The 22,656-nt window shown below is 75.8% G+C and carries 12 protein-coding genes and 2 pseudogenes; 8 read left to right on the forward strand and 6 right to left on the reverse strand.

All coding sequences use genetic code 11. The features are described from left to right. The first annotated feature begins 113 nt into the window (after nucleotides 1-113). From ACFP1K_RS12700 to ACFP1K_RS12710, 3 genes are read left to right on the forward strand one after another with little or no spacing between them, the layout of a single operon-like run. A complete protein-coding gene (locus ACFP1K_RS12700; RefSeq protein WP_380751149.1) occupies nucleotides 114-629 on the forward strand; it encodes a (2Fe-2S)-binding protein in 516 nt (171 codons plus the stop codon). Next, the gene (locus ACFP1K_RS12705; RefSeq protein ID WP_380751152.1) at nucleotides 626-1,621 is read left to right on the forward strand and encodes an FAD binding domain-containing protein; all 996 of its coding nucleotides are present in this window, start codon (nucleotides 626-628) and stop codon (nucleotides 1,619-1,621) included. Before ACFP1K_RS12700 ends, ACFP1K_RS12705 begins: the two co-directional genes overlap by 4 nt. Continuing rightward, the gene (locus ACFP1K_RS12710; RefSeq protein WP_380751155.1) at nucleotides 1,618-3,924 is read left to right on the forward strand and encodes a xanthine dehydrogenase family protein molybdopterin-binding subunit; all 2,307 of its coding nucleotides are present in this window, start codon (nucleotides 1,618-1,620) and stop codon (nucleotides 3,922-3,924) included. Before ACFP1K_RS12705 ends, ACFP1K_RS12710 begins: the two co-directional genes overlap by 4 nt. Before the next feature lie 116 nt (nucleotides 3,925-4,040). Here ACFP1K_RS12710 and ACFP1K_RS12715 read toward each other — a convergent pair whose 3' ends face one another. The 4 genes from ACFP1K_RS12715 to ACFP1K_RS12730 form a co-directional block, all read right to left on the reverse strand. Then, nucleotides 4,041-6,581 carry a hypothetical protein gene (locus ACFP1K_RS12715; RefSeq protein WP_380751158.1) on the reverse strand — a complete coding sequence of 847 codons (2,541 nt, stop codon included), beginning with the start codon at nucleotides 6,579-6,581 and terminating at the stop codon, nucleotides 4,041-4,043. Between the two features lie 169 nt (nucleotides 6,582-6,750). Continuing rightward, nucleotides 6,751-8,157, reverse strand: a complete 1,407-nt coding sequence (locus tag ACFP1K_RS12720; RefSeq protein WP_380751161.1) for a metallopeptidase TldD-related protein — start codon at nucleotides 8,155-8,157, stop codon at nucleotides 6,751-6,753. Nucleotides 8,158-8,214: 57 nt separating this feature from the next. Next, entirely contained in the window at nucleotides 8,215-9,603 is a 1,389-nt protein-coding gene (locus tag ACFP1K_RS12725; protein WP_380751164.1) for a TldD/PmbA family protein, read from the reverse strand. Then, nucleotides 9,600-12,023 carry a lantibiotic dehydratase gene (locus ACFP1K_RS12730; RefSeq protein ID WP_380751167.1) on the reverse strand — a complete coding sequence of 808 codons (2,424 nt, stop codon included), beginning with the start codon at nucleotides 12,021-12,023 and terminating at the stop codon, nucleotides 9,600-9,602. The genes ACFP1K_RS12725 and ACFP1K_RS12730 overlap by 4 nt, the downstream gene beginning before the upstream one ends. Between ACFP1K_RS12730 and ACFP1K_RS12735 the strand changes: the two genes are divergently transcribed. Next, nucleotides 12,000-12,401: a hypothetical protein gene (locus ACFP1K_RS12735; protein WP_380751170.1), complete on the forward strand. Its 402-nt coding sequence runs from the start codon at nucleotides 12,000-12,002 to the stop codon at nucleotides 12,399-12,401. The two genes, ACFP1K_RS12730 and ACFP1K_RS12735, sit on opposite strands and share 24 nt — an antisense overlap. Here the strand turns inward: ACFP1K_RS12735 and ACFP1K_RS12740 are convergent. Beyond that, nucleotides 12,338-13,426: an NAD(P)/FAD-dependent oxidoreductase gene (locus tag ACFP1K_RS12740; protein WP_380751173.1), complete on the reverse strand. Its 1,089-nt coding sequence runs from the start codon at nucleotides 13,424-13,426 to the stop codon at nucleotides 12,338-12,340. The two genes, ACFP1K_RS12735 and ACFP1K_RS12740, sit on opposite strands and share 64 nt — an antisense overlap. A gap of 1,271 nt (nucleotides 13,427-14,697) precedes the next feature. Next, a pseudogene (locus tag ACFP1K_RS12745) lies at nucleotides 14,698-14,919 on the reverse strand (hypothetical protein); the annotation flags it as partial. A gap of 1,553 nt (nucleotides 14,920-16,472) precedes the next feature. On the opposite strand from ACFP1K_RS12745, the gene ACFP1K_RS12750 reads away from it, so the two are divergent. The 4 genes and pseudogenes from ACFP1K_RS12750 to ACFP1K_RS12765 all read left to right on the forward strand — a co-directional run. Continuing rightward, entirely contained in the window at nucleotides 16,473-16,616 is a 144-nt protein-coding gene (locus tag ACFP1K_RS12750) for an ammosamide/lymphostin RiPP family protein (protein WP_380751176.1), read from the forward strand. Nucleotides 16,617-16,721: 105 nt separating this feature from the next. Next, a complete protein-coding gene (locus ACFP1K_RS12755) occupies nucleotides 16,722-18,629 on the forward strand; it encodes a hypothetical protein (protein WP_380751179.1) in 1,908 nt (635 codons plus the stop codon). Next, complete coding sequence (locus ACFP1K_RS12760; RefSeq protein WP_380751182.1) at nucleotides 18,626-21,103, forward strand: lantibiotic dehydratase; 2,478 nt, start codon at nucleotides 18,626-18,628, stop codon at nucleotides 21,101-21,103. Before ACFP1K_RS12755 ends, ACFP1K_RS12760 begins: the two co-directional genes overlap by 4 nt. Then, nucleotides 21,100-22,656: pseudogene (locus ACFP1K_RS12765) on the forward strand (hypothetical protein); the annotation flags it as partial. The gene ACFP1K_RS12760 and the pseudogene ACFP1K_RS12765, both read left to right, overlap by 4 nt.

Raw genomic sequence — 22,656 nt, forward strand, 5'->3', positions numbered from 1 at the left:
GCATACGACCCCCCGGGGGTAGGAACCCAGCTTAAAAGAACAACGTTCTCTTGTTAAGGGGACGGCGTTCTGTTAGCGTCCCCGACGGGAGGAACCCGCATCTGGAGGGAAACGTGGTCGAGGTACGCATACGGGTCAACGGCGCCGTCACGACGCTCGACCTGCAACCCCAGGTCAGCCTGCTCGACGCGCTCCGCGAGCATCTCGGCCTGACCGGCACCAAGAAGGGCTGCGACCAGGGTGCCTGCGGCGCCTGCACGGTCCTGGCCGACGGCGAGCGGATCAACTCCTGCCTGGCCCTGGCCGTGCAGTACACCGACCGCGAGATCACCACCATCGAGGGCCTCGCCGCCGGGGAGAGCACCCGGGCGCTGCGCGAGGCGTTCGTCGAGCACGACGGCTTCCAGTGCGGCTACTGCACCTCGGGCCAGCTCTGCTCGGCCGTCGGGATGCTCGCCGAGCACGCCGCGGGCGCGCCGAGCGTGGTCACCGAGCACCTGGCCGGCCACGCCGAGCTGTCGGAGGCCGAGATCCGCGAGCGCATGAGCGGCAACCTGTGCCGGTGCGGCGCCTACAACGGCATCGTCACCGCGATCCGGCAGGTCGCCACGGCGGAGGCGGCCCGATGAGGCCCTTCGCGTACGTCAGCGCCCCGGACGTCGCCACCGCCGTCCAGGCCGTGGCCGAGCACCCGAACGCGCGGTTCCTCGGCGGCGGCACCAACCTCGTCGACCTCATGCGCGAGGGCATCGAGCGGCCCGACACCGTCATCGACATCACCCGGCTGCCGCTGGCGGGTGTGGAGGAGACGCCGGACGGCGGCCTGCGGGTCGGCGCGCTGGTCCGCAACAGCCATCTCGCCGCGCATCCCCTCGTACGCGGCCGGTACCCCGTGCTGGCCCAGGCACTGCTGAGCGGCGCGTCGGCGCAGCTGCGCAACATGGCCACGGTCGGCGGCAACCTGCTCCAGCGCACCCGCTGCGTGTACTTCTACGACGAGGCCGCCGCCTGCGGCCGGCGCGACCCCGGCGCCGGGTGCGACGCGATCGGCGGGTTCACCCGGAGCCACGCCGTCCTCGGGGCCAGCGAGCACTGCATCGCCACCCACCCCTCCGACATGTGCGTCGCGCTGGCCATGCTGGACGCCACCGTGGAGCTGGAGAGCGTCCGCGGCACCCGCCGCGTCCCGCTGGCCGACTTCCACACGCTGCCCGGCGAAACCCCGCACATCGAGACGATCCGGGCGGACGACGAGCTGATCACCGCCGTCGAGCTGCCCCCGCTCCCGATCGCGGCACACTCGCGCTACCGCAAGGTGCGCGACCGGGCGTCCTACGCGTTCGCCCTGGTCTCGGTGGCCGCCGCGCTGGACGTCCAGGACGGCGAGGTGGCCGGCGTGCGGCTGGCCCTCGGCGGGGTGGCCACCAAGCCCTGGCGGGCGCACGAGGCGGAACGGGCGCTGACCGGGGCACCCGCCACCGAGGAGTCGTTCCGGCGGGCCGCCGACGCCGAGCTGGCGCCGGCGACAGGCGGCCCGGACAACACGTTCAAGATCGAGCTGGCCCGCCGCACCATCGTCGCGACGCTGCTGCGGCTGCACACCGACGGGAGCGCGGCATGACCCAGACCGAACCCCTGACCCGCCGCCCCCCGCTGCGCGACCCGGCGGACCGCTACGTCGGCAAGCCGGTGGACCGGGTGGACGGCCCCGCCAAGACGACCGGCGCCGCGCTGTACTCCGCCGAGTATCCCTACCCCGACATCACGCACGCCGCGCTGGTGCACGCCACCGTCACCCGCGGCAGGATCACGGGCATCGAGACCGATCAGGCCGCCGCCGTCCCCGGGGTGATCGCCGTGCTCACCCACCTGAACGCCCCGGCGCTGAAGCCAGCACCCAAGCAGAGCCCGATGAACCTCAGCTCCCTGGTGTCGGGCACCTCGGTCGACTACCTCAACACCGACGAGGTCCACTGGAACGGCCAGCCGGTCGCGGTCGTCGTCGCCGAGACCCTGGCCGCGGCGCGGCAAGCCGCGGCCCTGGTCGAGGTCGCCTACGAGGAGTTCCCCGCCACGGTGGACTTCGCCGCCGAGGAGCCGAAGGCCACGCCGCAGAAGAGCGACCTGCTGCAGAGCGGCGAGGGCAAGAAGGGCGACGCGGAGGCCGCGCTGGCCGCCGCCCCGGTGTCGCTGGACCTGCGCTACACCACGCCGCCGCATCACCACAACGCCATCGAGCCGCACGCCACCACGGCCGTGTGGGACGGCGACCGGCTCACCGTCCACGAGGGATCGCAGAGCATCGCGTGGGCACGCGAGCACCTGGCCCTGCGGTTCGGCGTCCCGGCCGCGAACGTGCGGGTCATCGCGCCGTACGTCGGCGGCGGGTTCGGCGGCAAGTCGTCGCTGTGGCCGGGCACGATCGTGACCGTGATGGCGGCGCGGGCCACCGGCCGCCCGGTGCGGATGATGCTCACCAGGGAGGGCGTGTACCGCACGGTCGGCGGGCGCACCCCCTCGGCGCAGCGGGTCGCGCTCGGCGCCCGACCGGACGGGAAGCTGACCTCGCTGATCCACACCAGCGTGACCATGACCGGGAGGGTGGGCGGCGGGCCCGAGCAGGTGACGTCCCAGTCCAGGCACCTCTACGACGCGGAGAACATCCTGGTCCGCCAGAGCCTCGTCCAGATGGACATGGTCTCGAACGCGACCATGCGGGCGCCCGGCGAGGCCATCGGGACCTTCGCGCTGGAGGCCGCGGTGGACGAGCTGGCGTACGGGCTCGGCATGGATCCCATCGAGCTGCGCATGCGCAACGAACCGGACAGGAACCCGATCGACGGCAAGCGGTTCGCGCATCGCATGCTCCGCGAGGCGTACGCGCTCGGCGCGGAGAAGTTCGGCTGGTCCGGCCGTACGCCCGAGCCGGGGTCGATGCGGGACGGCCGGTGGCTGGTCGGCATGGGGGTCGCCTCGGCGTACCACCCCGCCTGGCTGTTCTGGGCGAACATCAAGGTCCGGCTCTTCGCGGACGGCACCGTGCTCGTGCGGTGCGGCTTCCAGGAGATGGGCATGGGCGGCGCCACCGCGCACGCGCAGATCGCCGCAGACGCGCTCGGCGTGCCGCTCGGCGCGGTGCGGGTCGAGTACGGCGACTCCGAGCTGCCCACCGCGCCGCCCGCGGGCGGGTCGGGGCAGACCGCCAGCGTGGCCGCGTCCCTGCTGGCCGCGGCCGACAAGCTGAAGCGGTCGCTGCTGGCCCTGGCCAAGCGCTCGCCCGGATCGCCGCTGCGGGGGCTGCGGCCGAGGGACCTCCAGGCGCGGGACGGCGGGCTGCACCCGGTCGCGGGGACCGGGGAGAGCTACGCGGCGATCCTCACCCGCGCGGGCCGGGACCACGCCGACGCGGCCATCGGGTCGGAGAGCCGCGCGGGACAGGTCGCGGGGCAGCTGAAGTTCATGGCGCAGTTCCTGCGGGACCGGCGGCGCTTCGTGCGGGCCGCGGCGGGGGCGCAGTTCTGTGAGGTGCGGGTCGACCCGGACACCGGCGAGGTGCGGGTGACGCGCTGGGTCGGGGTCTTCGACGTGGGCCGGGTGATCAACGCCAAGATGGTGGCCAGCCAGCTGCGCGGCGGCATCGTGATGGGCATCGGCATGGCCCTGTCGGAGGCCACGCTGGTCGACCCGCGCACCGGGCGGATCATGAACCCCAGCCTGTCGGAGTACCACGTGCCCGTGCACGCCGACATTCCCGCCATCGACGTGCACTGGCTGGACGACCCCGACCCCACCATGCCGCTCGGCCTGGTCGGCGTCGGCGAGGTCGGCATCACCGGCGTGGCCGCCGCGGTCGCCAACGCGGTCCACCACGCCACCGGCAGGCGCGTGCGCGACCTGCCGATCACGCTGGACAAGCTGCTCTGACGGCGACGCGGCCCGCCCCGGCGTCCGGCGCGGGCCGCTCACCGGCCGCAGACGCCGTCAGGCCGCCGGTGCGGCGCGGGCCGCTGGAGCCGTCGAGCGGGCCACTGGAGACGCCGTCAGGCCGCCGGTTCGGCACGGTGCACGCGCCAGCCGGGGCCGCCGGTGGCGGCGCCCGCGCTGCCCGGGTGGACGGCGAAGGCGCGCAGCTCGAAGGTGTGGCGGCCGTCCCGGCCGGGCAGCCACAACTCGCCCGGGGCGGGGAGCATCTCGCTCACCGTCACCGGGCCCGCGCTGCGCGCCACGTGCCGGTGGAACAGCTCGACGAGATGGCGGCTGGTGAAGTCCAGCAGCAGAGGCTTGGGCTCCTCGGGGGTCCGGTAGTACACCTGCTCCGGCATGCCCGACCGGGCCCGCCACTCCCGGGCGGCCCGCAGCAGCGCCCAGCCGCCGATGGCGCCGTCCCACGGCAGGCCGGGCACCTGCCAGCGTTCGCGCTGGTAGACGACGCCGCCGACGGTGATCCTCGGGGTGTGTCCCGGCAGGGTGACCGGGTGGTCCTCCACGGCGGGCAGGGTGAACGGCGCGAACGGGTCGAACCCGGGGGCGCGGCGCAGCTGGGGATGCAGCAGCAGGGGACCGTCGTGGTCGTACAGCGTCACCCCGCCGCCGTCCCGGCACACCCGCAGCGCGGCGGCGGGCACGGCGCCAGGCCCCGGCAGGTGGGGGCGCAGTTCCACCAGGGTGTCGGCGAGCCGGTACGGGAAGATCTTCGTGTGCCGGCCGATGAGAACCTGGCCCACCCGGACCCCGGCGTCGGCGAACACCTTGGCCAGCAGCGCGGCCACCCGGTCGGGGTCGCCCCCTTCGCGGCGGAAGTGGTCGGTGGGGAACACCGACACCAGGGCCGGCGCGTGCCCCTCGCCCACCACGATGCGGAACCGGCCCTCGGCCAGGTCCTTCTCCGAGGCCGCCGCGAGCAGCAGGTCGACCGAGGTGAACGCCGGGTGCCGGGCCCCGGTGGCGGCGTCCGCGATCTCCCCGAGCGCCGCGGCGGACAACGCGGCGAGCCGTCCGGGGTCCAGCTCCACGTGGGGCGCGTCGCCGTGGCCGTCCAGCAGCCCGCGCAGCGAGTCCTCGAACCGCCCGAGCGCCGTGCCGCCGTCAGGGCCGTCGTCCGATGCCGTGCCCGTGGCCGAGCGCAGGTAGCGGAGCAGGGGGACGTCGCCGCCCGGCGCCAGCGCGTCCAGGATCCGCCGGGCCTGGCGCCGCTGGTCGTGCCCGCGCAGCAGCGCCGCGGTCCGCCACAGCTCCAGTACGGGGACCAGGCTGTCCCCCGTCCGCCGGGCCACCGCGCCGCCGAGCTCGAACCGCGCCAGGTCGCCCCGGCACTCCTCGAACACCAGCGTCCGATCGGCGTACATCACGCCCGCGCCCCGCCGGGCGCTCTCGCCGGACAGCTCCTCGTACCTCTCCTCCAGCCGCCGCAGCGCGGCCGTCGCCTCGGTCCTCGGCACGGCCGCGCACCCAGCCACCAGGTCGGCCAGCTCTTCGGCAGTGGCCCGCCATTCCCGTACGGCGTGCTCGGCGTCACCGTCGTGATGGGCCGGGAGCCCGTCCAGCCACGCCGTGACCGCGTCCAGGGGGTGAGCGGTGTCGGGGCCGGCGGGCGGGGCGAAGGACAGCAGGCGGCGGTGGACCAGGGCGGCGACGCGGGCCGCGACGGACGGCCAAGGCTCGCCCAGCGAGGCGGCAAGGTCCAGGACACTGCCGGTGCCGTCCGCCGCGCCGAGCAGCCGCGCGTCGGCCGGGGTCAGCGTCGCGGCGCGTCCGGTGCCGGTGTGCACGGCGCGGCCGTCCTCGAACCGGTGGGCCACCGAGCGGCGGGGTCGCAGGTGCGGGCGCATCCTCGGGTCGGCCTGGACGGCGGCGGTGACGGCGTCGGCGAGGCGGGCGGCGGCGAACACCGTGCGGGTGACCAGCGACGGGTCGCGCTCCACCCGGACCTCGTCGGGCAGCGCCGGGTCCAGGCGGCCGTAGTTGACCGGCCCGAAGTGGCTGTTGGTCTCGTTCTTGGCGGCCAGCCTTTGAAGGTATGCGGCCAGCCGCCGCTCCACCTGCCAGCCGTCCCTGGGCGTGCCCGGCCCGCCCGCGTACTTGCGGAGGCTGTCGTGGAAGGCGGGGCTGAGCAGCAGGATCGCGTCCTGCAGCAGCGGGTCCGCCGCCCGCGCGCGCAGCCGTTCGCGGCACAGGGCCAGCTCGGCCGGGTGCTCGGCCTCGGCCAGCTCCGCCAGCCCGGCCACCACGGCGAGCAGCCGGTTCCATTCGCGCAGCCGGTCGGCGAGCCCGTCACCGGGCGCGAGCTCCGGCGCGGAGACCGGGCACCACCGGCCCACCGCCGACCGCTGCTTGCTGAGCAGCCGCCCCGCCGCGCGGTCTCCCGCCACCGCGCGCACCGCCTCGGGGAACGCCTCACGCAGCAAGACCTCCCGGTGGGCCTCCGCCGCGCGTTCCGCGGCGAGCACGGCGTCGACGTCCGCCGCCGTCCGCGGCAGGGTCAGCTCCTCGACCACCTCGTAGGGGAAACCGGTCGTGCGCACCACCACCTGGTCGTGCAGCAGCCAGTTCGGGGGACGTCCGGGCAGGGCGGCATGCGTCATTTCTCTGGACCTCTTCACGGGCTACGGAGTTTCGATCGCAACTGAAACTCTCCGTGCACCGCGAGCCGCGGACCAGGGAGAACGATGTCAGCTAGTTGTCAGCCGCCATCCGATTGCTGCCAAACGGCCGACCGGCACGACGGTGCGCGGCGGGCCGGGAAGGGACGGTTCAGCCCACGTCCATGCGGCTGACGAGGACGCTCGGGGACTCGGCGCCGGCGGCGAGGAACGAGCGGGCCGGGTCGTCGCCCACCGCCTCGATGGAGCGCAGCAGTTCGAACACGCCGAGGGAGATGCGGACCGGGCCGAGGGCGTGCACGCGACGGCCGCCGCGGATCTTCCAGCCGAGGACCACGGTGGTGAAGGTGCCGCGCCCGCCGCGGATGGCGCCGGGGTGCACGACCCCGACGGCCTCGATGCCATCGTCCATGCCGGACCGCAGGGCGTCCACCGAGCGGGTCCCCGGGGTCAGGCGGATGCGGGACGGGCTCTCCACCGCGGGTTTGTCGGGTGCCTCGCGGCGCGCCGAGCCGGACGGGGGCACGCCGAGGACGGCGGCGTTGTCCCGGCTGGTGAGGAAGCCGCGCAGCACCCCCGCCTCCAGCAGCGTCTGCCGCCGGGTGGGGGTGGCCTGCGCGTCCACCGGGGCGGGCGGGTCGTCGACCAGGGTGACCGCGGGGGCGGCGATGCGCTTGCCGACCCGGGACAGCAGGGGACGCATGCCTGCCAGGACATTGCCCGCGCTGAGCAGGAAGCCCAGGCTGCGTACGAGGTGGGCGGCGACCTCCGGGTGCAGCAGCACCGGCCGGGGACCGCTCTCCACCACCGCGCGGGGCCCCGCCAGGTGGACCGCGCGGAACTCGTGGGCCCGGGCCGCGAGGGCGTCCCAGCTCAGCTCGCCGAACCGGGTGGCGGCCAGCCCGTCGACCATGTGCCCGCCCAGCCCTTCCAGCCAGTGCCAGGCGTGATGCCCCGCCTGCTCGTACGCCACGGCGGTGCCCGCCGTGTCCGCGACCACCGTCCAGCTCTGGCTGCGCACGTGCTCGGCCCCGAGCGCGACGGGCCCCTCCACCGGCGTCAGCAGCCGGGAGAGCAGTTCCCGGCAGTACTCGAACGGCACGTCCGGCTCCGCGGGCACCGGGTGGATCACGGCGTCCGCCGGCCCGGCGCCCGCGTGCGCGACCACGGCGTGCGGGTGTCCGGCGGGGGACGCCGAAGGCTCGGTCCCGGAGGCCTGGGTGGTCAGCGGGGGCAGGTCGCGGGGGTCGGCGGCGAGGCGGGAGCGGCGGGCCAGCTCGACAGCCAGGCGGGCGACGGGCGCCGGGTCGCCCGGAGGGGCGCCGAGCAGCATGCCCGCCACGCCGCCCCCGGCGCGGACGCGCAGGCCCGTGACCGTGGTGACGCCGTCCCGGCCCGTGTGGGTGCCGTCGGCGAAGACCTGCGTGGCGCGCACCGACGTGGACACCGCCTGCACGTCGGCCGCGTCTCCCCCGGCCGCCGCGACGGCGTCCAGCAGGCGCCGGGACGCGCCGAGCAGCTCCTCGGCCGCCAGCGGGCCGAACTCGTCACCGCTCATCGCGCGCTCACCACCCGTCCGGTCATGGCCGCCCACCGTCTCCCCGTGCCGCGCCGGTCACGGGCCGCTCACCGCCATCGCGGCCACGCGGAGGGTGGGCTGGCCGACCGAGACCGTGAGGGGGAACTGGCCGAGCTTGTTGCACTGGTAGCCGTACGGCATGAAGCGCAGGTCGTCGCCGATCAGGTCGATGGCGCTGAGCACGCCGAGGCCCGTGCCCGTCAGGGTGGCCTCGCGGATGGGGGCCGTCAGGCGGCCGTTCTCGATGAGCCTTCCCGAGGTGACCCGCACGCTGAACCGGCCCGAGCTCATGTCGGTCTCGCCGGAGACGATGGACTCGACGTACAGGCCGAACGGGGTCGCCGCGACGATCTCCTCGGGCGACAGCGTGCCGGGTGCGACGTACGTGCAGCTCATCCGGGGCAGCGCGGGATAGGCGTAGCTGAGGCGGCGGCCGTGGCCGTGCGGCTCGGCCCCGGTGGCGCCAGCCGTGCGCCGGTCGTGCAGGTACGACCGCAGCACGCCGTCCTCCAGCAGGGCCACCTCCGCCGCGGGCTCCCCCTCGTCGTCGAACCGGTACAGCCCGGCGCCGGCGGGGGCGCGCGGCGAGTCGATGAGCGTCAGGCCGGACGGCGCGAGCCGCTGCCCGAGCGCTCCCCCGTACGCGGCCCCCGGCTGGAGCGCGACGTCGGCCTCCAGGCCGTGCCCGCACACCTCGTGCAGCAACGCGCCGGGGCCGCCCGCCGCGAGCACCACCGACAGCTCGCCGACCGGGGGATCCACCGCGTCCAGGTCGCGCACCGCGACGTCGGCCGCCGCCCGCGCGGCGGCGCGGATCCGTTCGTCGCCGACGGCCGCGGCCAGCGCCCCGGGGTCCGCCACCTCGGCCCCGGCGACGCGCAGCACCCGCGCGGTGCCGCCGTTCCGCCGCGCCGTGACCGTGACCCGGAGTTCCACGCGGCCGTTGACGTCCTCGCGAAGCACGCCGTCCTCCCGGGCGACCAGCGTGACCCGCCGGGTGAACTCGCCGGTCACCCGCGCGGTCGTCACCCCCGGGTACGCCGCCCCGGCCTCCGCGGCGGCCACCCCCACCATCCGGGACAGTGTCTCCGCGGTGGCGAGGTCCGCCTCCGCGCTCACGTCCGGGCCGTCCTGCCCGCCCGGGATCGGCCCGGCCCCGCCACGTCCCGCGGCGGGGTGGTCGGCCAGCAGCAGGGGCAGCCGGTCGGTCGCCAGCCACGGCAGGTGGCGGTGGTGCACACCCTGTGCGGTGACCAGGGACAGGCCCATGCCCTCCCGGCGGCGCTGGGCGAGCCGCAGACCGTCCTGCTCGGCCACGGCCCGGGACAGCACCCAGGACTCGGCGAACACCTCCGCCCGGCACCCGGTCGCCGCGGCGGCGGCCACCCGCGCCGCGGCGTCCTGGTCGATCAGGGGGGTGCTCACGCCGGTGCCCCGGGGACCACGCGGGCCGCCACCATGCGCAGCTCCGCGCAGTGGGTGCCGTCCGGGCCTTCGAGCCACAGGTCGCCGGGGCCGGGCAGCATCTCCGAGAGCGTCAGGGCCGTGCCGGGCTCGCCGAGGTGGGCCACCAGTTCGGCGAGGAACAGGCCCTCGGTGTCCAGGAGCACGGGCTTGCGCTCACCGGGGATCTTGACGAACGCCCACCGGGGCAGGCCGTGCCGCCGTGCCGCGCGGCGCAGCGCGACGAACAGGGCGAAGGCCGCCTCGTCCCCCGGGGTGCCCTGGGGGGTGTCCGGGACCAGCTCGTCCCGGTCGACGATCCACCGCTCCCGCTGGATCACCGTGCGGCCGACCGAGATCCGGGGCGTGTGCCGCGAGCCCTCGGCGCGGCCGAAGGCCACCGGGCGGATCCTGGGCGGGGCGAGCACGTTGTGCGCGGGGGAGTCCAGCTCGCCGTTGTACAGCTGGAACCCGTCGTGTCCCGGCGCGGCCAGCAGCAGCCGCCCGTCCCGTACGACGACGTCGACCTCGCCGACCGGGATGGTCCCGCCGTCGGTCCGGTGGCTCGGCTGGGCGGCCTCCACGGTGGGGCCGGGGAACTCGAAGGGCACGATCTTGGCGCGCTTGGCGGTGAGCATGTTGGCCAGCGGGTGGGCGGCGTCCAGCCGGGTGAGCAGCCCGGCCACCTCGGCCTGGGCGGCGGCGGGGTCGTCGGCGAACTGCAGCGCCCAGCCCCACAGCAGCGCGGTGTCGTGCGACTCGGCCAGCACCAGGGTGAAGTCCCCGGCGCGGAAGGCGTCCAGGTCCCTGGCCACGATCATGACGTCCGGCGAGCAGACCAGTGCGCGCCCGTCCAGCGCGTCCCGCGCCACCGCCACGTCCGCCGGGTCCAGCACGACGGTGTCGCCGCCGGCCGCCTTCTCCTCGATCACGGCCCGCCAGGGCGCCACGGGCGCGGAGTCCGCGGTCGGGGCGTCCGGCCAGGGTTCGGCGAGGTAGCGGGTGAGCGGGGCACGGCCGCCTTCGGGCAGGCCGAGCGCGGCCGTCGCGGTGGCGGTCAGCGCGGCGTGCCTCTCGATCGCGGCGGCGGCCAGCAGGTCGAGCACGGGGGCGAGCTCGGCGGTGAGCAGGTCGTGCACCTCGCCGCCGAGGCGCAGCGGGGTGGCGTCGCCGAGGCACTCCTCGGTGATCACCAGCCGGTCGGCGTAGAGGCGGCCGCCGTCCCGCCGGGGTTCTAGGCCGGTGAGCCCGGCCACGGTCCGCTCCAGCTCGTCCAGCAGTTCCCTGCGCCGGGCGAAACCGGCCCGGGCGAACTCCTCCTGCGCGGCGCGCAACGCGGACAGCCGCTCCAGCCAGACCTCCCGCGCGGCGCAGTCCGGCGGCAGCTCCGCCACCCGGTCCACCAGGGCCTCCAGTGCCCGCGGCTCGGTCACCGGCAGGTCGATCCCGAACGTCACGAGGCGCGTCCCCGCCAGCCGTTCCAGCGCGGCGACCACCTCGGTCACCGGGGCGCCGATCCGCGCGGCGAGTTCGGTGGCGTCCCGCCGGCCGTCCACCAGCGGCAGCACCTCGCCCGGACGGCCGGTGACCGTCACCGTCCTGGCGCGCGCCAGGGTCACCACGACGCGGGCCGGGCCGGTCGAGACCTTGGCCAGCGGGGAGAGCCGGGGGCGCAGGTGGGGCCGGACGGACGGCTCCTCGGCGAGGCGGGCGGCCAGCGCCTGGACCACCCAGTAGGCGACGTACGCGTGGCGGCGCGTGACCGCCCCGGCGCGCGGCCGTTCCGGGCCGGGGGCGGTGAAGTCCCCGTAGTTGATCGGCCCGAAGAACGAGGCCGTCTCGTTCTTGGCCGCCACCCGCTGGAGGTACCCGGCCAGCTGGCGTTCCAGGGAACGCACCCTGCCGGTGCGGGCTCCGGCCAGGTCGGCGGCCACGTGGCCGCGCAGCCCGCGCTCGTACATCTGCGGGCTGGACAGCCACACCGCTTCCTGGAACCGCTCGTCGGCGGCGAGGTCGCGCAGCGCGGCCCGCCGTTCGGGCAGTTCGGCCGCGAGTCCCGCGCGGGCGTCCTCCCACGCGCGGCCCACCCGCTCCAGCGCTCCCCGGTACCCGGCCAGCAGGTCCCGGGTCACCGGGTCCGGCTCGCCCTCCTCCTCGGGGAGCGGCCGGTGCCGCGACAGGCTCTTCCACAGCCTGCGGCGCACCCGCCCGTCCGTGACCCCGTCATGGTCCCGCAGGTGGGCGACCGCCGCCTCGGCGGCCACGGCCACCGCGCCCTCCGCGTCCAGCGCCGCGTCGATCAGGGCCGCGGTACGCGGGAACGAGATCCGGTCCAGCGCGGAGAACGGGAACCCCGTACTGCGCAGGATGAACCGGGGGTGCAGTTCCCAGCGCGCGGTCACTCCGGCACCGGAGCCATGGTGCGCCCCGGCCACCCGGCCCGCCTCGGCCTCCCCTGCCCCGGAACCGGGGCGAAGCCCCCGTCGCACCTCGGTCTCGTCCGCTCCGGAACCGGAGCGAACCCCCTGGCGCACCTTGGTCTCGTCCGCTCCGGAACCGGGGCGAACCCCCTGGCGCACCTCGGTCTCGTCTACTCCGGAACCGGGGCGAACCCCCTGGCGTACCTCGGTCTCCTCCGCTCCGGAACCGGCGGGTACGCCCCGGCGTACCTCGGCGTCCGCTTCGGTGCCGGGGTGTACGCCCTGGTGTACGGCGGTCACTCCCGCTCCAGTGACGGGGCGAACGCCCTGACCCACTCGTCGTCGCCGGTGTCCAGGTAGCCGGCGACGGCGCGGCCGGTGAGGCCGCCGGTCAGGATGCCCTGGCCGCCGTGGCCGGTGGCCGCGATCACCCGGTCCTGGCCGGGGACCGTGCCGATCAGCGGGCGGCCGCCGGGGGCGGCGGCGCGCAGGCCGCTCCAGGCGTCGCGCAGGGATCCGGAGGCCAGGCGCGGCAGCATGCGGCCGAGGAACGCGGTGAGCACCAGCAGACCCTCGGGGGTCACGGTCTCCGCGAAGCCCGCCCTCTCCTCTGTGGCGCCGACCACCACGGTGCCGGACCTGCTCGGCGCCGCGTACACCGAACCCGACACGACGTGCCGCAGCGTGACGCTGGCGTCCAGCCGCAACATCTGGCCGCGCAGCGGGCGCACCGGCAGCGGCGTGAGGCCGGGGATGGACCCGGACCAGGCACCCGCCGCCACGACCACCAGGTCGGCCTCCAGCGGCCCGTCCTGGGTGCGCAGCACGACACCGCTCGCCGAGTGCTCCACGCCGTACACCTGCGTGCCGAACCGCAACTGCGCGCCGGCGGCGGTGGCGGCCTGCTGGAGCAGGGTGACGTACCCGTCGGAGTCCATCACCAGGCCGGCGGGGTCGAAGTACGCGCCGTGGATCTTGTCGGTGGCCAGCAGCGGCTCGACCTCGGCGAGCTGCTCGCGGTCCTTCCAGTCGCCGAGGTAGCCGGGGTTGGACGTGGCGGCGGCCTCCAGCTCCTCGCGGTGCTGCGGGGTCCGCACGATGCGGATCACCCCGGCCTCGGTGCGCAGCCTGCCGGGGTCGTTCCCGGTGAGCTCGTCGATGTCGGCGAGCAGCTGCTTGCGGCCCGCCTCGGCGAACCCGAGCATCAGCGGGTCGGCCAGCAGGCGCACCGACGGCACGCCCACCCCCGCGGCGGCGCGCGATCCGCGCCCGCCGCGCGCGCCGGCGTCCAGCACGCAGACCGAGGCGCCCTCCGCGGCGAGCAGGCGCGCGGTGGACGCTCCCACCACGCCCGCGCCGATGACGGCGATGTCGTATCGAGCCATTGGTCTTCCTTTCGCAGGTCCGGTGTCCTAGTGGCGGGTGAAGTAGGTCATCCGCAGCTCGGTGCTGTAGCGGCCACGGTCGTCGGACAGCCACCAGCGGTCCGGGCCGGGCAGCAGTTCGGTCAGCCGCACCGGGCCGTCGCCCGCCGAGCGCACCATGTGCGCCAGGTGCTCCAGGCTGAGCGGCTCGGCCAGGTCGGCGTAGAAGGGTTTGCGCTCGCCCGGCACCCGGACGAAGACCCGGCCGGGCAGGCCGTGCTCCTCGCGCATCAGGTCGGCGGCGAGCATCGCCTCGGCGGCTCCCGCGGCGCCGAGCAGGCCGGACAGGGCGGCGGCGGGCAGCTCCCAGGCGCGCCGCCACACCGTGGCGCCGCCGAGCCGTACCCGGGGTGAGCCGCCGGGCAGTTCCAGCGGGGGCGGCACCACGGGCGGCGGGCCGAACAGCCAGCTGGACGCGGCGCGGGGGTCCCTCGGCCGCAGGAACAGCTCTCCGTGCCCGGGATGCCGCAGCCGCAGTCCTCCGGGGGTCCGGACCACGGTCAGGTCGGCGGCGCGCAGTGCCTCGTCCTTGGTGGAACGGCCGAGCACCTCGATGTCGTGGCCGGGCAGGTCGCGCTCGAACGCCTTGCCCTGGGTACGGCGGTGCACCAGCGCCGCGGGAGGCCGCCCGTCCACGGTGAGCAGCGTGACGAGGGCGGCGGCGTGGCGGTCGTGGTCCGGCAGCAGCGCGCCGAGGTGGGTCCAGACCTGGGTGCCGTGGTGGATCTCCCCGACGATCAGCTCGGCGGCGCCGTCCCGCAGCTCCGGTTCGCCCGGCGCGGCGAGGAAGACGTCGGGGGAGACGCTGAGGCCCGGCGGCAGCGGGCGGGTGAGCGGCGCGACGTCCGCCGCGTCGAGGTCGGCGACGCCGTCACGGTCGTGGGCGCGCACGATGCCGGCGAGCCGGGCCAGCCAGGCGGCCACCGCCGGGCCGGCCGTCACGTCCGTCATCGGCACTCGCCCGTCGAGCGCGGCGATGAAGGGGAGGAAACCGACCTCGGTGCCGCCCCCCGCCAGCTCGGCGTGCAGCGCGAGCGCCTGCTCGTGCACGGCCTCGGCGACGGTCAGCCCGTATCCGGCGCACAGCCGCAGCACCGGGTCCAGCCGCGCGGAGACCTCGGCGAGCAGCGGCCCGCCGAGCGCCGCGTCCACCACGTCCCCCCGGCAGTCCTCGGTGACGATCAGCCGGTCGGCGTAGATGGTGCCCGCCGCCCGGCGCGCCTCGGCGCCGCTCAGCTCCGCGAAGCACTCCTCCGCCGCCCGCAGCGCCGCCAGCCGCTCCCCGTCCCCCGCGGCGGCGAACCGCGCCACGACCTCGGCGAACCGCTCCAGCTCCGCCACCCACCGCTCGGCGGGATCCCCGGGCACGACCGCGCTCGGGCCGGACACGCTTGACCTGGACACGCTCGGGCCGGACACGCTCGGGCCGGACACGCTCGGGCCGGACACGCTCGGGCCGGACACGCTCGGGCCGGACACGCTCGGGCCGGACACGCTCGCCTCGGACACGCCGGATCCCTCCGGTCCTCCGGACGCGTCGGGCTCCCCGAGCCCCGCGAGGCCCGTGACCGTGGTGTGGAGCCAGGCGAGCGGGTCGTCCACGGCGGTGGGGATCGGCAGGTCGCGGCGGAGCACCCCGCGGTCCAGCAGGCGGCGGGCGGCGGTGGTCTCCTCCGGGGTGGACTTCTCGGCGAGGCGGGCCAGGGTCAGACCGGCGTCGCAGGCGCGGACCGCGGCGGCGGACGCGGCGTCGAGCCGGGCCGTACGGCCGTCGGGCAGGGTCAGGCGCCGGCCGTCCGGGGTGGCGGCGAAGCCGGGGGCGAGGCGCAGGGGCAGCCGGTCGGCGAGGTCGGCGGCGGCGCGGGCGGCCAGGGCCTCGGCGGCCCAGTGGGCGGTGCGCGGCCAGCGGGCCTGGAGGGTGCCGGGACGCCGGGCCAGGGTGAGCGACTCGGCGGAGCCGGGCTCGATCCGGACGAGGTCGACAGGGCCGAAGAAGCTCACCGACTCGTTCTTGGCGCAGAACCGCTGGAGGTAGGCGTAGAGCAGGCCCTCCTCCCGCCGCGCCTTCGCGTTGCGTGCGGCGGGCGGCACGGTGCCCGCCCGGTGCAGCACCCGCTCGTACGCGCCGGGGTTGGACAGCAGGACCGCCTCCCGGAACCGCGCCCCGGCGGCGGTCTCCCACAGCAGCGCGCGTGCCCGGCCCAGCGCCGCCTCGGCGGCGGACTCGAAGCGGGCACGGCACCCCTCCAGCCGTCCGGCGGCGACGCGCTGCCGTGCGACCCACCCCGCGACGTCAGGGCCGAGCGCCTCCACCGTCGCGAGCGCCTGCGCGGGAGGAGCCTCGGCCCGCCCCGCGGCGCGGCGCACCCGGTAGAGCGCCTTGAACACCGGGGCCGGGGCCCGCGCCGCCTCCTGGTCGCGCACCGCCCGCTCGAAGACCTCCGCGTCGAACTCCGCGTACAGCTCCCCGGCGTCCGCCCGCGCGGCCCGGTACGCGCGCAGCGCCTCCGCGGCCTCCGCGTCGGCGAGCCGGTCGAGCAGCTCGAACGGGAAGCCGGTGCGCCGCAGCAGCGCCAGCGGCGCCGGCCGCCACCGGGTCGCGTCCGCGGTCATGAGATCGCCTGGAATATGGGCCGTTCCATGGTGCGTGGACTCCGGGGGTCGCCGTGAATTCGCAGGTGCCGTGAAACCTAACCGGCTCGACGCCAACCGTAATTCGGACGGGCCCGTACACCCGTCTTCCAGAATGCTGAATCCGCGATATCGGACGGCCTGCGGGAGACGGAAACTCGGCACGTGCGAAGAAGACACGGCAGCCCCGCTGTTGCAGGATCGGGGAGCGACAGGAGGACCGCGGCCCCGGGACGCCGGGGGCGCGCCGGCCTGCCGCTTCGCCATGCCCGGCCTGGTGCCGCCAGGCCGCGTGGCAGGACATACGGAAGACGAGTAACGCTCCGGTGACGCGCCTCCCGTGCGGGTCGCCGGCGCCTTTCGGAAGGAGGCCCGCATGGCCGACGACGAGATCACCACGGATTCCGCGGTGGATTCCGTGGCGGAGGACGGCGCGTACGACGACGACGAACTCGGCGACCTCGACGACATGGAGTTCCTGCTCGAGGAAATCGAGAACCGTATCGCTCCGCTCGCCTGAGCGACTCATCCCGGCGTGACGACAGCGGTTCCCGCTGTGACAACTATTTCCAATTCCAACAGGATCGCGATGGGAGCCCTGGTGCGAATGGTCACGAATACATTGGTGGACACCCCGCGGGACACGGTCGTGCTGCACGTCGGCGACCCGCTGTCTCCACCTCCCGGCCCGGTGCCCGTCGTCGTGGCCGTCGGCACCCGGCTCCCCGTCGCGTTCTCCTCCCTGCGGGCCGTGCTGACCACGCTGGCCGGCCTCGTCCCTGACGTCGTGGACGAGGTCGCGCGGCGGCACCGCCCCGAGTGGGAGTGGTTGTTCCCCGGCACCTTCCCCGACGCGCCGCTCCTCGCCGACCTCGCGGGCACGCCGTCCGAGCGTCGCCTGCACGCCGAGTCCGAGCAGGTGTTCCGCGTGCTGGACACCGGCGCCGAGGCGGTGGCCGCGGCGCTGGCGGCGGTGGGCCGCCCGCTGCTGCTGCGCGGGGTCGGGCACGCCGACGTGGTGAGCCTGCGAGCGCTGCCCCGGATCGCCGAACGGCTCATGGTGAGCGGCGCCACGGGCACCGGCCTGTGGCTGGCCGACCTGGACCCGCCCGCCGCGTCCTCGGCGCGCGCGTCCACCGTCCGCCGCGCCACCCTGGCGGGCCTGCTGGACCGGCTGGGCCTCGACGCCCCGGCCGGCCCCGGGACCACGGAGGACGGCGCGGCCCTCGCCGCCGAGCCCACGCCCGGCGCCCTCGCCGCCGACCCGGTCGCCGACGGCCCGGCCGTGGACGTGCCCGAGTACCGCCAGCTCACCGAGGTGCTCGGCGAGTCCGCCGGCCCGCCGGAGCGCACCGCGGCCGCCGCGCTGCTCGCCATCCGGTCCTGCTTCTTCAGCGCCAACCACGAGGGCGGCATCCTCGCCGCCGAGGCGCTGCTGGCCCTGCTCGACGCCACCCCCGGGCTGGACTGCGCGGCGGTCGCCGAGCACTTCACCGCGACGGACCCCGGCGACGGCACCCCGGCCATCGGCATCCACGTGGACGTCGCCCGTTCCCCGGCGCACCTGCGGGCCCTCGCGCTGCGCTCCATCGGCGTCGTCCGCGCGCTCGTGCAGGACATCGACGGCGCGCGGGAGGAGTTCGACCGCGCCTTCGCCGTGGCACCGGACGCGGTCAGCGAGGCGCAGGTGCTGCTGCTGCGGGCGCTGCTCGCGGTCAAGCGGGCGGGCACCTTGCCCTCGGGCATCGCCGACATCGAGTACGGCCTCACCGAGCTGGCCAAGGAGCCGTCGGAGGTGTCCGCGGTCGAGCAGGCGTGGCTGCGCAACGTCCGGGCCCTGGCCCACGTGCGGGCCAAGGAGTACCCGCAGGCGATGCGCGAGGAGAAGAAGGCCGTCGCGCTGATCTCCAAGCTGCACTCGGCGGACGCGACCCACCTGAAGATCAACTTGATCTCCAACATCAGCGTGCTGCAGGAGATGGCCAAGAAGTACGACACGGCCGCGGGCACCTGGGACCACTTCGCCAAGATCAGCTCCGGCTGGGGCGACAGCTTCTTCAAGCACCACAGCTACCGCGCGGCGGGCCTGAACTACCGCGCCGGACGGCACGAGGAGGCGCTCGCCGGGTACGCCACCGTGTACGAGCTGGCCCGCAGGCTGGAGGACCAGCTGCACCAGCAGATCGTGGCCACCGAGATCGGCGGGTTGCTCCTCGACCTCGGCGAGGCGACGCGTGCCGGTGAGTGGTACGAGCGCGCCGAGTCCGCCGCCGCCGCGATCGGCGACCCCTACGCCCTCGCGCTCGCCCGCGCCGGGCGTGCCGTCGCGGACGGCGGGGTCCCCGGGCCGGAGGTGCGGGCGCTCGCCACGCGGAGCCTCGCCTTCCGCGCGGAGGCCGCCGCACTGGTCGCCGCGCTGGACGCGGCGGCGGGGGGCGACCCCGCGGCCCTGACCGCCGCGCTGCCCCGCCCGACCACCAAGCTGAACCGTCCCTTCCGGCTCATCGCCCTCGACCTGGCCACACCGGCATGACCGCGTTCCCGATGCTGGACACCCTGCCCGGCCTCACCGGCACGACCGCGTTCCGGATGCTGGACACCTTCGTGCTGCGGCGCGCGGGCTTCCCGTTCGGCCTGCTGTCCGGCCTGGACTGCCCGCGCACCGCGGCCGCGCTGCGCGAGGCGCACCTGTGCCGGGACCGCGCCGAGGTGGCCCGCGCCGGGTTGCTGGAGACCACGATCCCGGCGGAGGTCGGCAGGCTGCGCGACGCCGGCGACCGGGCGGCGTTGCGTGCCCTGTCCCGGCTGCGCAGCCGGGTCGGGCGCCGCATCCCCGCCGAGCCGCCTCCCGGGCCGTGGTCGCCCGAGCTGCTGTCCGGCCACCGGGACTGGACCGGCGCGCTGGACGACGCGGCCCGGCACACCACGCGGGCCCGGGACCTGCTCGCCGCCGAGGAGCCCGCCGCCGCGGCCGTGCTCCAGGCCGCGACCGGGCGTCAGGACGTGCGGGAGGCGGTGTTCCTGCTCTCGCCCGACTTCCTGGAGTCCCTGACCCGGCGCGACGAGCGCACCGCCTCGGGGGGCCCGCGCACCGCGCGGGACCGGGCCATGGAGCGGCGCGAGTACGCGTACCTGCAGCGTCTCGGCGCCAAGAACGAGACCACCAGCTTCTTCGGGCCCGTCTGCTTCGGCCGCGTCGACCCGGACGTCCAGTCCGTGGAGACCGGGCCGGAGACCGCGTCCGGCGTTGCTTCACGGGAAACATTCGTCGCGTTCTGGGCCGCCGCCGCGTGGGCCCGCGCCGCGGCGTCCGTCCCGTCGGTGCGCCGGCTGCTGCCACCCCGCAGGCTCCCGGTCGCGATCATCGACGAGTCGGCGGACCACGACGCCGCGCACGGTCCCGGCGGTGGGGTCGCGCGGATCCCCGGACGGCCGCCGGTGCCGCTCGACGCCGCCGGCCTCGCCCTGGTGCGTGCCGCGGACGGTGTCCGTACGGCCGCCGAGCTGGGTGCCGTCGTGGGGATCGGCGCCGAGGAGGCCGAGCGGCGGGTCGCCGCGCTGGAGCGGACCCTGCTGCTGCGCCGGGACCTGGAGCCGAGCTCCACCACCGTGTACCCGCTGCGGGACGTGGTGGCGCGGCTGCCCGACGTCCCCGCCGCGGCGCGGTTCCGGGAGGCCGCCGCGGAGCTGGGTGAGCTGCTGGAGCGGTTCGCCGAGGAATCCGGCGTGCCGGAGCGGACCAAGATCCTCGCCGAGGCCGAGGAGCTGTTCGAGTCGGTCACCGGGGCTTCCGCTCGCCGCAACCAGGGACGTACCTACGCCGACCGGTTCATTCTGTTCGAGGACTGCCACGCCGACGCCCAGCCCGTCCGCTGGCCCGCCGCGACCGCCCGGCGGCTGGAGAAGGCCCTGGACCCGGTGCTGAAGCTCGGGCTGACCGGTGCGCGGATCCAGCACGACGGGCTGCGGGCCCTCGCGGCCCGGCTGCTCGCCGAGCACGGCGGGTCGCTGCCGTTCCTGGAGTTCGCCGACGCCTTCGCCGCACGGCTCGCGACCGGTGCGTTCGAGCCCGTCCTGGACACGTGGGGACTCTGGCGTACCGCGCTGCTGGAACGGTTCCTCGCGGTGTCCGACGGTCGCGTGGCGTTCCTGGAACCCGAGGCGGTCGCGGACCTCACCGACCCGCCGCAGGGGGCCTTCTTCGTCAGCCCCGACGTGATGCTCCAGGCCGGTGACGCGCCGCTGGTGCTGGGCGAGATCCATCCCTACGTGTTCGCCTGGGGATTGCAGGCGCACTTCGCTCCCGACCCCGTGGAGCTGGCGCGGGACGTGGCACCGGTGCTGGAGGTGTGGGGCGGCCGGGAGCGGGCGGCCACCGTCCTGCACCGGCGCCAGCACAAGGGCCTGGTCGGCGCGACCTACCCCGGCACGTTCATCGAGGTCACCGGCCGCTCCGGCGCCCCCGCCGGACGGCACGTGGCCGCCGGGGACCTGCGCGCGGTGCTGCGCGACGGCCTGCCCGAGCTGACAGGCCCGGACGGCCCCGTGTCCCTGTACATCGGCGAGGACGACCACCCGCACCTGCGCGTGTTCGCCCCCGTCCCCGTCGACTTCCCCCGCCTGCGCGCCGGCGAGCACACCCCCCGCCTGGTGCTGGGCGACCTGGTCGTCCAGCGTGAGCGCTGGGACCTCCCCGAAGGCGCGCTGAGCGCGATCATCGACGCCTCCGACCGCCTGGACCTGTTCGCCGCCGTGGTCGCCGAACGCGAACGACGCGGCTGGCCGAGACACGTCTTCGCCCTGAGCCCCACCGAGACCAAGCCCGTCTGCCTGGACCTGGACGTCCCCCAAGCCCAGGAGCACCTCCGCTCCCTGGCCGCCGCCGGCCCCCTGGCCATCTCCGAAATGCTCCCCAGCGCCACCGACCTATGGCTCCACCGCTCCACCGGCCCCCACACCAGCGAATTCCGCGTAGCCCTGACCGGCCACATCGGACCCCCACCATGACCCCCACCCCCGGGCCCACCCCATCCCCCGCCGATCCTCACGGCCACACCGCCCAGTCCGGCCATGCCCCGCCGTCCGGCTCCGTCGAGACCACTGTCATCGTGCCGCCCTTGGCCGACGTCACCGTGCGCCTCGAATGGACCGCCGGACCGCACCGCCTGCTCGACCCGGGCCGCCAGTTCATCGGCCGCCTGCTCGCCACCGCGACGACCTCACCGACGCCGAGCCCTCCGGGGCCCACCATCACCGTGGACGGCACCGGAAACGCTCAGCCTGCCGTCGAAGGCGCCGGTCCTGCCGCCGGTAGTAGCGCCGGGGCCGAGATGACCGTGCGGCTGCGGGCGGGTGCGGCCGTACTGGCCGACCCCGCGGGCCCGCTGGCCCGGCTGCGGGCCGCCACGCTCCTGGTCCCCGCCGCGGCTCACCACCCCGGCTCGGCGGTCGAGATCACGTTGGACGACCTGGAGTTGCGCGACGGCACCACCGAGGACTCCACCGCCGCTCTCCGCGCCTCCCGCGCCCCCGCGCCGTACGACGCCGAGCTGGAGGAGACCGTCGCGGCCGTTCATGAAGGCCCACCCGGAGAGATCTGGCTGGTACTGGACCGCGACCAGCAACTCCCCGCCGCCCTGACGATCGCCGCACGCCTTCCCGCCCCCCTCCTGATAACCGGCCGCTTCGCCCACGCCCACTGGCCCGTACTCGCCAACCTGGCACCCCTGCGCCGTGCCAGGCTCGCCGAGCCCCCCGCCCCCGTCCTGTGGCGAGTCGCCGGCCCTCCCACACCCACCGACCTGCGGACCGCCGATCCACCACCACCCGGCCACCCCGCCGGGCCGCATCGGCCTGAGCCGGCCGAGGACCCAGTTCCTCCCGGGCCGTACTGGGGTGAGCGGGCCGGGGAGGCGGTTCCTCCCAGGCCGTACTGGCGTGAGCGGGCCGGGGACCCCGTTCCTCCCGGGCCGTGGGCGGGCCGTGCCGGGCTGGCGCGGACCGTGGCGGACCCGGACGGGCTGATCGCCGAAGGCTGCACGACGGTCGTGCTCGGGGTCTGCGCGGCCGACCACGAGGTCATCGGCCGTGGCGGCGCTGTCGTGCCCATGGAACGGATGCGCGTGACCATGGAGAAGCTGCGTGCCGCCGGGATAACCGTGCTGGCGGAACTGTGGCTGGGCGCCCCCGGCATCGGCGCCGACAGGATCCGGGCCGCCATCGCCACGCTGACCGCCCCCGACGCCCCGGTCGACCGCCTCGTCGGCCTGCGCCCGTTCGACTGGCCGGTCCACTGGACCACGCCCCGCTGGGGAAACACCCCCGTGGAGATCGATCGCACCCCGGGCCCCGACCTCGCCCGCCACCACCACTTCCACGCCCCTGGCACCCTCCCCCCCGCCGAGGTCCAGTCCTTGATCTCCGAGGTCGGCCCCGCCCTGGCCCGCACCGGCACCCTGATCCCCGCCCGCGTGGCCGCCGCTTACCTGTCCGAAGACCCCCCCACCGACGACTCGGCAGGCATAGCCCTGGCCCCCGACACGGTGGTGATCAAAGGCGCC

The organism is Sphaerisporangium aureirubrum (assembly GCF_042658925.1).
GTDB classification, from domain to species: domain Bacteria; phylum Actinomycetota; class Actinomycetes; order Streptosporangiales; family Streptosporangiaceae; genus Sphaerisporangium; species Sphaerisporangium aureirubrum.

Excerpts from the sequence above, each read along its gene's own strand:
- ACFP1K_RS12705 (WP_380751152.1), top strand. The coding sequence starts at position 626 with ATGAGGCCCTTCGCGTACGTCAGCGCCCCGGACGTCGCCACCGCCGTC.
- ACFP1K_RS12710 (WP_380751155.1), top strand. The coding sequence starts at position 1,618 with ATGACCCAGACCGAACCCCTGACCCGCCGCCCCCCGCTGCGCGACCCG.
- ACFP1K_RS12715 (WP_380751158.1), bottom strand. The coding sequence starts at position 6,581 with ATGACGCATGCCGCCCTGCCCGGACGTCCCCCGAACTGGCTGCTGCAC.
- ACFP1K_RS12720 (WP_380751161.1), bottom strand. The coding sequence starts at position 8,157 with ATGAGCGGTGACGAGTTCGGCCCGCTGGCGGCCGAGGAGCTGCTCGGC.
- ACFP1K_RS12740 (WP_380751173.1), bottom strand. The coding sequence starts at position 13,426 with ATGGCTCGATACGACATCGCCGTCATCGGCGCGGGCGTGGTGGGAGCG.
- ACFP1K_RS12750 (WP_380751176.1), top strand. The coding sequence starts at position 16,473 with ATGGCCGACGACGAGATCACCACGGATTCCGCGGTGGATTCCGTGGCG.
- ACFP1K_RS12760 (WP_380751182.1), top strand. The coding sequence starts at position 18,626 with ATGACCGCGTTCCCGATGCTGGACACCCTGCCCGGCCTCACCGGCACG.